A 13,366-nucleotide genomic window follows, 5' to 3' on the forward strand; every position below is an offset into this window, starting at 1 on the left:
TGAAAAGGAAAAAAATCAGGCCGCGCGGCGTTCGAGGACCTCGAAGGCCGGCAAGGTCTTGCCTTCGAGCACCTCGAGGAAGGCGCCACCGCCGGTGGAGATGTAGCCCACGTCCTTCTCGATGCCGTACTTGGCGATGGCCGCCAGCGTGTCGCCACCGCCGGCGATGCTGAACGCGCTGCTCTTCGCAATGGCGTCCGCGATGGCCTTGGTGCCGCCCTCGAAGGCCGCGAACTCGAACACCCCCACCGGGCCGTTCCACACGATGGTGCCGGCCTGCATCAGCTGCGCCGCCAGCTTGGCTGCCGTCTCGGGGCCGATGTCCAGGATCAGGTCGTCGTCCGCCACCTCCGTGGCCTTCTTCACCGTGGCCGGCGCGTCGGCCGCGAAGGCCTTGGCCGTGACCACGTCGGTGGGGATCGGCACTTCGGCGCCGCGCGCCTTCATGGCCTCGATCACCGCCTTGGCCTCACCCACCAGGTCGGCCTCGGCCAGGCTCTTGCCGATCTTGAGGCCGGCCGCCAGCATGAAGGTGTTGGCGATGCCGCCGCCCACGATCAGGTTGTCCACGTTGTTCGCCAGGCTCTTGAGGATGGTCAGCTTGGTGCTGACCTTGCTGCCGGCCACGATCGCCACCAGCGGGCGCTTCGGGGCCGCGAGGGCCTTGGCAATCGCGTCCATCTCGGCGGCCAGCAGCGGGCCGGCCGAGGCGATGGGCGCGGTCTCGGCGATGCCGTAGGTCGTGCCTTCGGCGCGGTGGGCGGTGCCGAAGGCGTCGTGCACGAAGATGTCGCACAGGGCGCCGAGCTTCTTCGCCAGTTCGGGGCTGTTCTTCTTCTCGCCCACGTTGAGGCGGCAGTTCTCCAGCAGCACGACTTCGCCGGGAGCGACCGAGAAGTCGCCGTCGATCCAGTTGGCGACCAGGCGCACCGGGCGGTCCAGCAGCTCGCCCAGGCGCGCGGCCACGGGGGCCAGCGAGTCCTCGGGCTTGAAGGCGCCTTCGGTGGGGCGGCCCAGGTGGCTGGTGACCATCACGGCCGCGCCGGCGTCCAGCGCCAGCTGGATGGCCGGCAGGCTCGCGCGGATGCGCGTGTCTTCGGTGATGCGGCCGGCGCCGTCCTGCGGCACGTTGAGGTCCGCCCGGATGAAGATCCGCTTGCCGCGCGCGAAGCCGCTCGCGCACACGTCGCCGAAACGCAGCGCGCTCATGCGAAACCGCCCACGACGCGCGCCATCTCCAGGCACTTGTTGGAGTAGCCCCACTCGTTGTCGTACCAGCTCACGACCTTGATGAAGGTCTTGTCCAGCGCGATGCCGGCGTCGGCATCAAAGATCGAGGTGCGCGTGTCGCCCCGGAAATCCGTCGCCACCACCTTGTCCGTCGTGTAGCCCAGCACGCCCTTCAAGGCGCCTTCGCTCTGCGCCTTCATCTCCGCGCAGATCTCTTCGTACGTCGCGTCCTTGTTCAGCTCCACCGTCAGGTCCACCACCGACACGTCGCTGGTCGGCACCCGGAAGCTCATGCCCGTGAGCTTCTTGTTGAGCTCGGGAATCACCACGCCCACGGCCTTGGCCGCGCCCGTGCTGCTGGGGATGATGTTCTCCAGGATGCCGCGGCCACCGCGCCAGTCCTTGTTGCTCGGGCCGTCCACCGTCTTCTGCGTGGCCGTGGCCGCGTGCACCGTGGTCATCAGGCCGCGCTTGATGCCCCACTTGTCGTTGAGCACCTTGGCGATCGGCGCCAGGCAGTTGGTGGTGCACGAGGCGTTGGAGATGATGGCCTCGCCCTTGTAGGTCTTGTCGTTGACGCCGAAGACGAACATCGGGGTGTCGTCCTTGGAGGGGGCCGAGAGGATGACCTTCTTCGCGCCCGCGTCCAGGTGCTTCTGGGCCGTGACCTTGTCCAGGAACAGGCCGGTCGATTCGATGACGACGTCGGCGCCGACTTCGTTCCATTTGAGGTTGGCGGGGTCGCGCTCCTGCGTCAGGCGGATCTTCTTGCCGTTGACGATCAGGGTGTTGCCCTCGACCTTGACTTCGCCCTTGAAGCGGCCGTGCACGCTGTCGTACTGCAGCATGTAGGCCAGGTAGTCGGGCTCGAGCAGGTCGTTGATCGCCACCACTTCAATGTCTTGGAAGTTCTGGATGGCGCTGCGCAGCACGTTGCGGCCGATGCGGCCGAAGCCGTTGATGCCGAGGCGGAGGGGAGCTTTCTGTGTCATGGGGGTTCAGTTCAGCAGGGCGGAGAGGTCGGGAATGACGCGGTCGGGCGCGCAGGCGGTGATGGGCTCGCCCATGTTGTAGCCATAGGGCAGGGCCCAGACGCGCACACCGGCGTTGCGCGCGGTGGCCACGTCGATGGACGAATCGCCCACGAAGAGCGCGCGCTCGGGCGGCACCTGGAACAGCGCCAGGCAGCTGTGGATGCCGGCCGGATCGGGCTTTTTGGTGGGCAGGGTGTCGCCGCTGATCACACGGTGAAACAGGGGCGCGAGGCGGTGCGCGTCCATCACGGTGGCGGTGTAGCGGCTTTCCTTGTTGGTGACCACGGCGAGTTTCACGCCGCGTTCGCGCAGGGCGGTGAGGGTTTCGCGCACCTGGGGGTAGAGCTGGCTGCGCGTGCCGCAGCGGCGCTGGTAGTGGCGGTCGAACTCGGCGGCGATCAGCGGCAAGGCGCTGCTGGCGCGCACTGCGGCCACCTCGGTCTTGCCGGCCGAGGCCAGGGCCTGGATCAGCAGCTCGCGCGTGCCGTGGCCGATCCAGCGCTCCACCTGCACCGGCGAGACGGCGGGCAGGTCGAAGCGCACCAGGGTGTCGTTGACGGCGTCGCCGATCTCGCCGGCGGTGGCGACCAGCGTGCCGTCGAGGTCGAACATCGCCAGGTCGATGGCGCTCATGGTGAAACCTCCGTGCTGCGCACTGCGGTGCGAGCTGGCTTGGGGCGGCCCGGCGCGGCGCTCATGCGGCCTCCGCCTCGATGCCGGCCCGCACACGGGGGCGCGGATGCAGCAGCGCGCGCACCTCGTCGGCCACGCGCGCCGCGGTGATGCCGAAGTGCGCGTACAGGTCTTTCGCGGGAGCCGATTCGCCGAAGCTGCTCATGCCCACGACACGGCCCGTGCGGCCTACGTACTTGCGCCAGAAGTCGGGGTGCGCGGCCTCCACCGCCACGGCGGGCAGCGCGGGCGGCAGCACGGCGTCCTGCCAGGCGGTGTCCTGCCGGTCGAACACGCTGGTGCTGGGCATGGAGATCACGCGCACGGCGATGCCCTCGGCCGCGAGCGCGGTCTGCGCCTGCAGGGCCAGCACCGTTTCGGAGCCGGTGGCGAGGATGAGGGCCTGCGCGCCCGGCATGTCCGAGAGCACGTAACCGCCGCGCTGGATGGCGGTGGCGCGGGTCTCGTCGCCCAGCGGCGGCAGGTTCTGGCGCGAGAGCGCGAGCGCGGTGGGGCCGTCGCGGCGCTGCAGGGCGTGGGCCCAGGCCACGGCGGTTTCCAGCGCATCGCCGGGTCGCCACACGTCCAGCCCCGGGATGAGGCGCAGGCTGGGCACGTGCTCCACCGGCTGGTGGGTCGGGCCGTCTTCGCCCAGGCCGATGGAATCGTGCGTGAAGACGTGGATCACCTGCAGCTTCATCAGCGCGGCCATGCGCACGGCGTTGCGGCTGTAGTCGCTGAAGGCGAGGAAGGTGCCGCCGTAGGGAATGAAGCCGCCGTGCAGGGCCAGGCCGTTCATGATCGCGGCCATGCCGAACTCGCGCACGCCATAGCTCAGGTGGTTGCCGCCGGTGAAGCGGCCGGCCTTGTCGGGGCCGGCGGTGACGCAGCCCTTGAAGTTCGTGAGGTTGGAGCTGGTGAGGTCGGCGCTGCCACCGAAGATTTCGGGCAGTTGCGGCGCCAGGGCGTCGAGCGCGAGCTGGCTGGCCTTGCGCGTGGCGATGGCGTCGGTGCGCCGGCCCAGGGCCGCGACGAGCGCGGGCAGGCCGTCGGCGAAACCCTCGGGCAGTTCGCCGACCAGGCGGCGGTGAAACTCGGCGGCCTCGGCCGGGTAGGCCTCGCGGTAGGCGGCGAAGCGCGCCTGCCAGTCGGCTTCGAGCGCGTGGCCGCGTTCGGTGGCGTTCCAGGCGGCGGCGATGTCGGCCGGGATCTCGAACGGCGCGGCGGTCCAGCCCAGGGCCTCGCGCGTGGCCTGCACTTCGGCCGCACCGAGCGCGGCGCCGTGCACGTCGTGGCTGCCCTGTTTGTGGGGCGCGCCCTTGCCGATGATGGTCTTGCAGCAGATCAGCGTGGGCTTGCCTTCGGCCTGTGCGCTGGCGCTGCGCGCGCGGCGCAGCGCCGCGTCGATCGCGCCGGGGTCGTGGCCGTCCACCGTGACCACCTGCCAGCCGTAGGCGGCGAAGCGGCGCGGCGTGTCGTCGGTGAACCAGCCCTGCACGTGGCCGTCGATGGAGATGCCGTTGTCGTCGTAGAGCGCCACCAGTTTCGACAGGCGCAGCGTGCCGGCGAGCGAGCACGCTTCGTGGCTGATGCCTTCCATCAGGCAGCCGTCGCCCAGGAACACGTAGGTGTGGTGGTCCACGATGGCGTGGCCCGGCCGGTTGTACTCGGTGGCCAGCAGCTTCTCGGCCAGCGCCATGCCGACGGCGTTGGCCAGGCCCTGGCCGAGCGGGCCGGTGGTGGTTTCCACGCCGGGCGTCACACCGACCTCGGGGTGACCGGCGGTCTTGCTGTGCAGGCGGCGGAACTGGCGCAGGTCGTCCATCGACAGGTCGTAACCCGTGAGGTGCAGCAGCGCGTAGAGCAGCATGGAGCCGTGGCCGTTGGAGAGCACGAAGCGGTCGCGGTCGAACCAGTTCGGGTTGGCCGGGTGGTGGCGCAGGTGGCGGTTCCACAGCACCTCGGCGATGTCGGCCATGCCCATGGGCGCGCCGGGGTGGCCGGACTGCGCGGCCTCCACCGCGTCCACCGAGAGCAGGCGGATCGCGTTGGCGATGCGGCGCGCGAGGTCGAGGTTCGGGGGTTGGCGCGCGCTCATGCGAACGCCCTTTGTTTGCGCTCCATCATGCGCCAGATGAAGGGCGTGAAGATCAGCTGCATCGCCAGCTCCATCTTGCCGCCGGGCACCACGATGGTGTTGGCGCGCGACATGAAGGAGTCGTGCACCATGCTCAGCAGGTACTGGAAGTCGATGCCCTTGGGCTTGGCGAAGCGGATCACGACGAAGCTCTCGTCGGGCGCCGGGATCTCGCGCGCGATGAAGGGGTTGGAGGTGTCCACGCAGGGCACGCGCTGGAAGTTGACGTGCGTGTGCGCGAACTGCGGGCAGATGTAGTTCACGTAGTCGGGCATGCGGCGCAGGATGGTGTCGGTGACGGCCTCGGTGCTGTAGCCGCGCTTGGACTTGTCGCGCCAGAGCTTCTGGATCCATTCGAGGTTGATCACGGGCACGACACCGATGAGCAGGTCGGGGTGCTGGGCGATGTTGACTTCGGGCGTGACCACGGCGCCGTGCAGGCCTTCGTAGAACAGCAGGTCGGTGTCCTGGGGCAGCTCCTGCCAGGGCGTGAAGGTGCCGGGCGCCTGTTTCCAGGGCGCGGCCTCTTCGGCGTCGTGCAGGTACTTGCGCGACTGGCCGGTGCCGCTGCGGCCGTAGCTGGCGAACAGCGCCTCCAGCTCGGGGAACAGGTTGTTCTCGGGGCCGAAGTGGCTGAAGTGGCCGTTGCCCGCGCGCTCGGCCTCGGCCTGGCGCAGCTTCATTTGCTGACGGTCGTGGCGGTGGAAGCTGTCGCCTTCGATGATGGCGGCGGTGACGCCTTCGCGGCGGAAGATGTTCTCGAAGGTGCGGGTGACCGAGGTGGTTCCCGCGCCCGACGAGCCGGTGATGGCGATGATGGGGTGGCGCTCAGACATGGTGATGTCCCGTGGAGTTGAAGAATCGGTGCCAGCGCAGGTCAGACGCGGAACAGGCTGCGCTCGTGGAACAGGGGGTTGTCCAGGTCTTTGCGCGCCGGCGGCTCGGCGTGGTAGCGCTCGATGCGCTCGACCTCGTGCTTCGAGCCGAACACCAGGCCGATGCGCTGGTGCAGGCCGTCGGGCTGCACGCCCAGCATGGGCACGCGCCCGGTGCTGGCGCGGCCGCCGGCCTGCTCCATGATGAATCCGATGGGGTTGGCCTCGTACAGCAGGCGCAGGCGGCCGGGCTTGGCGGGGTCCTTGCTGTCGCGCGGGTAGAGAAAGACACCGCCGCGCATGAGGATGCGGTGCGCCTCGGCCACCATGCTGGCGATCCAGCGCATGTTGAAGTCCTTGGCGCGCGGGCCGGTCTTGCCGGCCAGGCACTCGTCCACGTAGCGCTTGACCGGCGCTTCCCAGAAGCGGCTGTTGGAGGCGTTGATGGCGAACTCCTGCGTGTCGGCGGGCACGGTGAGCTCGGGGTGGGTGAGCATGAACTCGCCCAGGTTGGGGTCGAGGGTGAAGCCGGTCACGCCGTTGCCCACGGTGAGCACGAACATGGTGGTGGGGCCGTAAAGCGCGTAGCCGGCGGCCACCTGCTGCGTGCCGGGCTGCAGGAAGTCGGCCTCGGTGACTTCGCGGTCCTCGCTGGCCGGCGCGCGCAGCACCGAGAAGATGCTGCCCACGGAGACGTTCACGTCGATGTTGCTGGAGCCGTCGAGCGGGTCGAACACCAGCAGGTACTTGCCGCGCGGGTAGGTGCCCGGGATCTGGTACGGCGCGTCCATTTCCTCGGAGGCCATGCCCGCGAGGTGGCCGCCCCACTCGGTGATGCGCAGAAAGTAATCGTTGCTCAGCACGTCCAGCTTCTTCTGCGTCTCGCCCTGCACGTTGACCGAGCCGCCGGCGGCGGCGGCGTGGTTGCCCAGCACGTCGCCCAAAGCCCCGAAAGCGACGGCGCGCGCGATGGCCTTGCAGGCCATCGCCACGTCGAGAATGAGGGCGTTGAAATCGCCGCTGGCTTCGGGGAAGCGGCGGCGTTCTTCGATGAGGTACTGGGTGAGGGTCTTGCGGCCGGTCAGTGGCATGGCGTGGTTCTCCGCGGGGCGTTGCTGGAATGGAAGTCCGGGGTGGTGGCGGCGTGGCGCATCGCGCTCATGACGCCGTGGTAGCCGCCCGCCGCGTCGGCGGCGCCGAAGATGGCGCTGCCGGCCACGCAGATGTCGGCGCCGGCCTGGACGATCTCGCCGATGTTGTCCAGCTTCACGCCGCCGTCCACCTCCAGCCAGATCGGCTGGCCGCCGGTGGCGGTGTGGGCGTCGATGCGGCGGCGCGCCTCGCGCAGCTTGTGCAGGGTGTGGGGAATGAAGGCCTGGCCGCCGAAGCCCGGGTTCACGCTCATGAGCAGCACCAGGTCCAGTCTGTCCATGACGTGCTCCATCCAGGCCAGCGGCGTGGCGGGGTTGAGCGCGAGGCCGGCCTTGCAGCCGTGCGCGCGGATCAGCTGCAGCGTGCGGTCCACGTGGCGCGAGGCCTCGGGGTGGAAGGTGATGCAGTTGGCGCCGGCCTTGGCGAACAGCGGGACCAGCGCATCCACCGGCTCCACCATGAGGTGCACGTCGATGGGGATCTGCACGTGCGGGCGAATGGCTTCGCAGACCTGCGGGCCGATGGTGAGGTTGGGCACGTAGTGGTTGTCCATCACGTCGAAATGCACGAAGTCGGCGCCGGCGGCTTCGATGGCGCGCACCTCCTCGCCCAGGCGCGCGAAGTCCGCCGAGAGGATGGAGGGCGCCAGGCGCACGCTGGGCGACGGGGTGAACTTGGGCGGGCGGGACATCGTGGGGCGACTCTGTGTTGGAAAAAAAGAAGCTCAGGCCGACTCGAACAGCGTGGTGCCGGCGTGCCAGCGCCGCAGCGCCTCCACCGTGACCCAGCGCTGCTCCATGCCGGCCACGCCGCTGGGCAGCAGCTGGTCCACGTCGCCCAGGTGGGGCAGCACGAGCAGGGCGTCGTCGAAGCGGTGGTCGGCCGTGTGCACGGTGGGCGTGACCAGGGTCTGCAAGCCGGCGTCGGTGGCCGCGCGCAGGCCGTTGGCCGAGTCCTCGAAAGCGAGGCAGGCGCTGGCCGGCAGCCCCAGCGTGGCGAGCACCTGCTGGTACACCTGCGGGTCGGGCTTCTTGCGCGGCGCGGTGGACGCGTCGCCGATGGCGGCGAAGTGGCGTTTCCAGTCCGGGCCCAGCGGGGTGCGCAGCAGGGCGTCGATATTGGCCGGCGTGGTGGTGGTGGCGATGGCCAGGCGCAGGCCGCTGGCCAGGGCTTCGCGCATGAGCCGCAGCACGCCGGGGCGCAGCGCGAGCTGGCCGCCGCTCACGCGGTTTTCGTAGAGGCGCGTCTTGATGGCGTGCACGCGCTCGATGGTGGCTTGCGCGGCCTGGCCGCCGGCCACGTCGGGCTCGACCATGCGCCAGTGGTGGGCGATGCGCTCCTTGCCACCCGAGACCTGCAGCAGGCGGATGTAGGTGGCGTCGTCCCAGTGCCAGCCCAGGCGCACCTCGGCGAAGGCGGCGTTGAAGGCGGCGCGGTGCGCGGCCTCGGTGTCGGCCAGGGTGCCGTCCACGTCGAAGATGAGGGCCTCAAGCATGGCCGGCCCCTTCGGTGTCGCTGAACAGGCGGCTGGCCAGGATGTCGGGCGCCTGCAGCGTGGTGAGTTCTTCGGCCGTGAGCTCGCGCTGCGGCTGCGCGAACAGGCGGCTGGCCTGGCGCAGGCGCGCGCGGTCCAGCGCGTTGCGCACGCTGCGCGCGTTGGCGAAATGGGGTTGCTGCAGGCGCAGGCCCAGGTAGCGCTCGAAGGCCTCGGCGGCCTCGGGGCTGAAGCGGTAGTTCTGCTCGGCCAGCATCTGGCGCGAGATCCGCATCAGTTCGTCGGCCGAGTAGTCCGGGAACGCCAGGTGGTGCGCGATGCGCGAGCGCATGCCGGGGTTGGACTGGAAGAAGGTGTTCATGCGGTCCTCGTAGCCGGCGAGGATCACCACCAGGTCGTCGCGGTGGTTCTCCATCACCTGCAGCAGGATCTCGATCGCCTCCTGGCCGTAGTCGCGCTCGTTCTCGGGGCGGTAGAGGTAATACGCCTCGTCGATGAACAGCACGCCGCCCATGGCCTTCTTGAGCACCTCGCGCGTCTTGGGCGCGGTATGGCCGATGTACTGGCCCACCAGGTCGTCGCGCGTGACGGCCACCAGATGGCCTTTGCGCACATAGCCCAGGCGGTGAAGGATCTGCGCCATGCGCAGGGCCACCGTGGTCTTGCCGGTGCCGGGGTTGCCCGAGAAACACATGTGCAGGCTGGGCGGCTGCGAGGGCAGGCCCAGGCCGGTGCGCAGCTTGTCGATGACGAGCAGCGCGGCGATGTCGCGCACGCGCGCCTTGATGGGCGCCAGGCCCACGAGCTCATCGTCCAGCTCCTGCAGCACGGCCTCGACCTGCGTGTCGGCCAGCACGGCACCGACCGAGCGCGCGGGCGGTGTGCGCCACCGATGCCGCCGCGGTGGTCACGGCGGCATCGGTGGACAGCGGCGGCGGCGTGCTGCCGGGGATGAGGTACGACATGGCGGCGCGCTCCCCGGTGATCAGGCGGCGGTGTCGCGGTAGCGTTCACCCTCGGGGCGGTCGGCACCGTAGCCGCGCGTGGTGTAGCGCAGGCTGCGGCCGTTGACTTCCTGGCGCTCCAGCATGAAGCCGGGCTCGCTGGCCGGGCGGTTGACGATGAAGCTCATGGCGATGGTCTCGACGTTGCGCGTCGAATCGAAGGCCATCAGGCGGATGTAGTGGCGCGGGAAGGCCTTGCGGCAGGCCTGCAGCTCCTCCAGCACGCCGGCGGCGTCGTGCAGGTCGAACATGGGGTTGCCGTACATCGACCAGTAGGTATTGCGCGGGTGCGGGTCGTCGGTGTATTCCACGCTCCAGGCGTAGCCGCGCTTGAGGCCGTATTCGATCTGCGCGGTGATTTCCGGGTCCGTGAGGTCGGGCAGGAAGCTGAACTGGCCTTGCGTGATGCGGCCGGTGGCGTTGGTCATCATGGTGTGCGGTCCTCGAAGTGAATGGGTTCAGGCCATCGCGGGCGTCGCGACGTAGTCGCTGCTGTCCGTGCTCTGGTAGTTGAAGCTGATCTCGCCCCAGGTATCGAGCGCGGCCTTGAGCGGGCTGCAGTGCTGCGCGGCCTGCTTGAGGATGGAAGGGCCTTCCTGCAGCAGGTCGCGCCCTTCGTTGCGCGCCTTCACCATGGCTTCGAGCGCCACGCGGTTCGCCACCGCGCCGGCCTGGATGCCCATGGGGTGGCCGATGGTGCCGCCGCCGAACTGCAGCACCACGTCGTCGCCGAAGAGCTCGATCAGCTGGTGCATCTGGCCGGCGTGGATGCCGCCCGAGGCCACGGGCATGACCTTCTTGAGGTCGGCCCAGTCCTGGTCGAAGTAGAGGCCGCGCGGCAGATCGGTCTTGGTGTAGCTGTCGCGGCAGACGTTGTAGTAGCCCTGCACGGTGAGCGGGTCGCCTTCGAGCTTGCCGACGGCGGTACCGGTGTGCAGGTGGTCGCAGCCCGCCAGGCGCAGCCACTTGGCGATCACGCGGAAGCTCACGCCGTGGTTCTTCTGCCGCGTGTAGGTGCCGTGGCCCGCACGGTGCATGTGCATGATCATGTCGTTCTTGCGACACCAATTGGCGATGCTCTGGATCGCGGTGTAGCCGATCACCAGGTCCACCATCACGATCACCGAGCCCAGCTCTTTCGCGAACTCGGCGCGCTCGTACATGTCTTCCATGGTGGCGGCGGTCACGTTCAGGTAGCTGCCCTTGACTTCACCGGTCTCGGCGCTGGCCTTGTTGACCGCGTCCATCACGAACAGGAAACGGTCGCGCCAGTGCATGAAGGGTTGCGAGTTGATGTTCTCGTCGTCCTTCATGAAGTCCAGCCCGCCCTTGAGGCCTTCGTAGACCACGCGGCCGTAGTTGCGGCCCGAGAGGCCCAGCTTGGGCTTGGTGGTGGCGCCCAGCAGCGGGCGGCCGAACTTGTCCAGGCGCTCGCGCTCGACCACCAGGCCGGTGGGCGGGCCCTTGAAGGTCTTCACGTAGGCCACGGGAATGCGGATGTCTTCCAGCCGCGCGGCCTTCAGCGGCTTGAAGCTGAAGACGTTGCCGATCAGGCTCGCCGTCATGTTGGCGATGGAGCCTTCCTCGAACAGGATCAAGTCATACGCCACCCAGGCGAAGTACTCGCCCGGGCGGTTGGGCACGGGCTGCACCTTGTAGGCCTTGGCGCGGTAGCTGTCGCAGGCGGTGAGGCGGTCGGTCCACACCACTGTCCAGGTGGCCGTGCTCGACTCGCCGGCCACGGCGGCCGCGGCCTCCTCGGGGTCCACGCCATCCTGCGGGGTGATGCGGAACAGGCACAGCGTGTCCGTGTCCTTGGGCACGTAGTCGGGCATCCAGTAGCCCATCTGCTTGTACTTGAGCACGCCCGCGCTGTAGCGCTTCTTGGCGTCGGTGATCTCGGTTGAACCAGTGGGGGCGTTGCTCATCGGTGGCTCCAAAAGTGGGGTTTGTCTGGGGTGGAGCGGACTGTAGATTTCGGATTGAATAAAGTAAATTCACGATTTTTAGAAGTTCGATTAAGGAATTGCTGAATGAAGAACGCCACCTTTCGGCAGCTGCGGGTCTTCAGCGAGGTGGCGCGCCACCTCAGCTTCGCGCGCGCGGCGCAGGTGCTGCACCTCACGCCGCCGGCGGTGACGATGCAGGTGAAGGAACTGGAAGGGCACGTGGGCATGCCGCTCTTCGAGCGCAACGGCCGCAAGGTGGCGCTGACCACCGTGGGCGAGTACATGCTGGTCTACGCGAGGAAGGTGCTGGCGACGCTGAAGGACGCGGAGGACGCGGCCGCGCGGCTGCAGAAGCTGGAGACCGGCACGCTGGTGATCGGCATGGTGAGCACGGCCAAGTACTTTTTGCCGCACCTGCTGGCCGAGTTCCGGCGCGAGCATGGCCGCATCGACATCCGCCTGGCGGTGAGCAACCGCGAGCAGCTGGTGAAGATGCTGCATGCCAACGAGGTGGACATCGCCATCATGGGCCGCCCGCCCAAGGAACTGGCCACGCGCGCCGAGCCCTTCGCGGCGCACCCGCACGTGTTCGTGGCGCCGGTGGACCACCCGCTCGCGCACGCGGGCCATGTGCCGGCGGCGCTGCTGCGGGAATACGACTTCATCGTGCGCGAGCAGGGCTCGGGCACGCGCGCGGCGCTGGAGAAATTCCTGGCCGACGAGCACGTGGAGCTGCGCGTGATCATGGAGATGGCCAGCAACGAGACCATCAAGCAGGCCGTGATGGCCGGCATGGGCCTGAGCTTTCTGTCGCTGCACACCATCGGCCTGGAGCTGAGCAACCAGCTCATGACCGTGCTGGACGTGGAGGGCGCGCCGGTGGTGCGCGCCTGGAACGTGGTGCACACGCAGTCCAAGCTGCTGTCACCGGCGGCGGAGGCGTTCCGCTACTTCGTGCTGGAGCGCGGGGAGGCGTATCTGGCGGAGAGTTTTCCCGCCCCACCGCCGCCCGCGCGCTGATGGGGTTTGAAGCGGCCCAGGCCGATCAGGACACCCGCCGGTCGTGGGAGCCCACCTCGATCACCCACCGGATGCCTTCTTCGCCCAGGTGGGTTTCGAAGGTGTCCAGCAGCCGGTCGTACCGGTCGACCGCCTCCGCATCACCACGCCGCAAAGCCGCGGCACGGACTGGCACACCTTCGCAGTTTTCTGCGCAGCAGCAGCGCCTGGAGTTCCCGGGGCTTCAGGCTGTCTTTCAACCACTCCAGCGCGAAGCCATGGAGATGGAACTGCTCGGCCGTCCCCCACAACAGCACCTGGTGAAGGGCTTGGGCGTTCGTCGCGCACTGACGGGGATCGCGGAGTGCCTCGATCGTCTTGCACAGCAACTTCGAGGCTTGCACGGCCTCTTCGATGGACATCGTCTGCCGAAGCTGGGGATGCTTGTTCAGATAGGCGAACCATTCCAGGCCAGGCTCATGGTTGCCCCATTTCGCCTGCACGTTCCGCGCTTTCTCCAGCATCATCCCGCGCTGCATCGCGTCCTGGGCGAAGTACTGGCGAGCGTGGTCGAAGCTCAAGGGGGTCTCGGAACGGTCCTCTTCCAGGAACTGGACGGTGTCGGGGCTGTAGTTGTAGTAGTCGCGGGCAGCCTCCAGGTTGAAGCTCGGAGTCGGATGGGAGATCGGGTTCATTCTGAAAAAAAAGTCGGTAAGCAAACGGGAAACGTCGATTCCCTCGACCGTGCAGGCGCACGGCCGAGGGAACCACGGCAAAAGTGCGGCGCGGCGTGAATTGGTTCATTCAGGACATTTCATC

The 13,366-nt window shown here is 68.4% G+C and carries 14 protein-coding genes; 1 reads left to right on the top strand and 13 read right to left on the bottom strand.

Annotation, left to right across the window (positions count from 1 at the left end; genetic code table 11):
• Window positions 1-15: 15 nt before the first annotated feature.
• The 12 genes from ACFJI0_RS23635 to ACFJI0_RS23690 all read right to left on the bottom strand — a co-directional run bounded on the left by ACFJI0_RS23635 (window position 16) and on the right by ACFJI0_RS23690 (window position 11,527).
• Window positions 16-1,209 carry a phosphoglycerate kinase gene (locus ACFJI0_RS23635; protein ID WP_382322570.1) on the bottom strand — a complete coding sequence of 398 codons (1,194 nt, stop codon included), beginning with the start codon at window positions 1,207-1,209 and terminating at the stop codon, window positions 16-18.
• Window positions 1,206-2,222: a type I glyceraldehyde-3-phosphate dehydrogenase gene (gene gap / locus ACFJI0_RS23640; protein WP_382322571.1), complete on the bottom strand. Its 1,017-nt coding sequence runs from the start codon at window positions 2,220-2,222 to the stop codon at window positions 1,206-1,208. Before gap ends, ACFJI0_RS23635 begins: the two co-directional genes overlap by 4 nt.
• Before the next feature lie 6 nt (window positions 2,223-2,228).
• Window positions 2,229-2,897, bottom strand: a complete 669-nt coding sequence (locus ACFJI0_RS23645) for an HAD-IA family hydrolase (protein ID WP_382322572.1) — start codon at window positions 2,895-2,897, stop codon at window positions 2,229-2,231.
• Window positions 2,898-2,958: 61 nt separating this feature from the next.
• Entirely contained in the window at window positions 2,959-5,034 is a 2,076-nt protein-coding gene (gene tkt / locus ACFJI0_RS23650) for a transketolase (protein ID WP_382322573.1), read from the bottom strand.
• Window positions 5,031-5,909 (bottom strand): phosphoribulokinase, encoded by an 879-nt coding sequence (locus ACFJI0_RS23655; RefSeq protein ID WP_382322574.1) that lies wholly within the window; start codon window positions 5,907-5,909, stop codon window positions 5,031-5,033. The genes tkt and ACFJI0_RS23655 overlap by 4 nt, the downstream gene beginning before the upstream one ends.
• Before the next feature lie 41 nt (window positions 5,910-5,950).
• Window positions 5,951-7,039 carry a class 1 fructose-bisphosphatase gene (locus tag ACFJI0_RS23660; protein WP_382322575.1) on the bottom strand — a complete coding sequence of 363 codons (1,089 nt, stop codon included), beginning with the start codon at window positions 7,037-7,039 and terminating at the stop codon, window positions 5,951-5,953.
• Complete coding sequence (gene rpe, locus ACFJI0_RS23665; protein WP_382322576.1) at window positions 7,030-7,791, bottom strand: ribulose-phosphate 3-epimerase; 762 nt, start codon at window positions 7,789-7,791, stop codon at window positions 7,030-7,032. The genes ACFJI0_RS23660 and rpe overlap by 10 nt, the downstream gene beginning before the upstream one ends.
• A 33-nt stretch (window positions 7,792-7,824) precedes the next feature.
• Window positions 7,825-8,595: an HAD-IA family hydrolase gene (locus ACFJI0_RS23670; protein ID WP_382322577.1), complete on the bottom strand. Its 771-nt coding sequence runs from the start codon at window positions 8,593-8,595 to the stop codon at window positions 7,825-7,827.
• The gene (gene cbbX / locus ACFJI0_RS23675) at window positions 8,588-9,451 is read right to left on the bottom strand and encodes a CbbX protein (protein WP_382322578.1); all 864 of its coding nucleotides are present in this window, start codon (window positions 9,449-9,451) and stop codon (window positions 8,588-8,590) included. The genes ACFJI0_RS23670 and cbbX overlap by 8 nt, the downstream gene beginning before the upstream one ends.
• Window positions 9,402-9,560, bottom strand: a complete 159-nt coding sequence (locus ACFJI0_RS23680) for a hypothetical protein (protein WP_382322579.1) — start codon at window positions 9,558-9,560, stop codon at window positions 9,402-9,404. The genes cbbX and ACFJI0_RS23680 overlap by 50 nt, the downstream gene beginning before the upstream one ends.
• Window positions 9,561-9,580: 20 nt before the next feature.
• Complete coding sequence (locus ACFJI0_RS23685; RefSeq protein ID WP_382322580.1) at window positions 9,581-10,030, bottom strand: ribulose bisphosphate carboxylase small subunit; 450 nt, start codon at window positions 10,028-10,030, stop codon at window positions 9,581-9,583.
• A 27-nt stretch (window positions 10,031-10,057) separates the two neighbouring features.
• A complete protein-coding gene (locus tag ACFJI0_RS23690; RefSeq protein ID WP_382322581.1) occupies window positions 10,058-11,527 on the bottom strand; it encodes a form I ribulose bisphosphate carboxylase large subunit in 1,470 nt (489 codons plus the stop codon).
• Between the two features lie 105 nt (window positions 11,528-11,632).
• On the opposite strand from ACFJI0_RS23690, the gene ACFJI0_RS23695 reads away from it, so the two are divergent.
• A complete protein-coding gene (locus ACFJI0_RS23695; RefSeq protein WP_382322582.1) occupies window positions 11,633-12,568 on the top strand; it encodes a LysR substrate-binding domain-containing protein in 936 nt (311 codons plus the stop codon).
• Window positions 12,569-12,708: 140 nt separating this feature from the next.
• Here ACFJI0_RS23695 and ACFJI0_RS23700 read toward each other — a convergent pair whose 3' ends face one another.
• Entirely contained in the window at window positions 12,709-13,242 is a 534-nt protein-coding gene (locus tag ACFJI0_RS23700; RefSeq protein WP_382322583.1) for a hypothetical protein, read from the bottom strand.
• Window positions 13,243-13,366 lie beyond the last annotated feature (124 nt).

Source organism: Hydrogenophaga sp. UC242_53 (assembly GCF_042696965.1).
Classification (GTDB): domain Bacteria; phylum Pseudomonadota; class Gammaproteobacteria; order Burkholderiales; family Burkholderiaceae_C; genus Hydrogenophaga.

Bases quoted from the DNA above. Each gene is read 5' to 3' on its own strand.
- ACFJI0_RS23680 (WP_382322579.1), bottom strand. From the start codon at position 9,560: ATGTCGTACCTCATCCCCGGCAGCACGCCGCCGCCGCTGTCCACCGAT.
- ACFJI0_RS23685 (WP_382322580.1), bottom strand. From the start codon at position 10,030: ATGATGACCAACGCCACCGGCCGCATCACGCAAGGCCAGTTCAGCTTC.
- ACFJI0_RS23645 (WP_382322572.1), bottom strand. From the start codon at position 2,897: ATGAGCGCCATCGACCTGGCGATGTTCGACCTCGACGGCACGCTGGTC.
- ACFJI0_RS23655 (WP_382322574.1), bottom strand. From the start codon at position 5,909: ATGTCTGAGCGCCACCCCATCATCGCCATCACCGGCTCGTCGGGCGCG.
- ACFJI0_RS23635 (WP_382322570.1), bottom strand. From the start codon at position 1,209: ATGAGCGCGCTGCGTTTCGGCGACGTGTGCGCGAGCGGCTTCGCGCGC.
- tkt (WP_382322573.1), bottom strand. From the start codon at position 5,034: ATGAGCGCGCGCCAACCCCCGAACCTCGACCTCGCGCGCCGCATCGCC.
- rpe (WP_382322576.1), bottom strand. From the start codon at position 7,791: ATGTCCCGCCCGCCCAAGTTCACCCCGTCGCCCAGCGTGCGCCTGGCG.
- ACFJI0_RS23660 (WP_382322575.1), bottom strand. From the start codon at position 7,039: ATGCCACTGACCGGCCGCAAGACCCTCACCCAGTACCTCATCGAAGAA.
- gap (WP_382322571.1), bottom strand. From the start codon at position 2,222: ATGACACAGAAAGCTCCCCTCCGCCTCGGCATCAACGGCTTCGGCCGC.
- ACFJI0_RS23695 (WP_382322582.1), top strand. From the start codon at position 11,633: ATGAAGAACGCCACCTTTCGGCAGCTGCGGGTCTTCAGCGAGGTGGCG.
- ACFJI0_RS23670 (WP_382322577.1), bottom strand. From the start codon at position 8,595: ATGCTTGAGGCCCTCATCTTCGACGTGGACGGCACCCTGGCCGACACC.
- ACFJI0_RS23700 (WP_382322583.1), bottom strand. From the start codon at position 13,242: ATGAACCCGATCTCCCATCCGACTCCGAGCTTCAACCTGGAGGCTGCC.
- ACFJI0_RS23690 (WP_382322581.1), bottom strand. From the start codon at position 11,527: ATGAGCAACGCCCCCACTGGTTCAACCGAGATCACCGACGCCAAGAAG.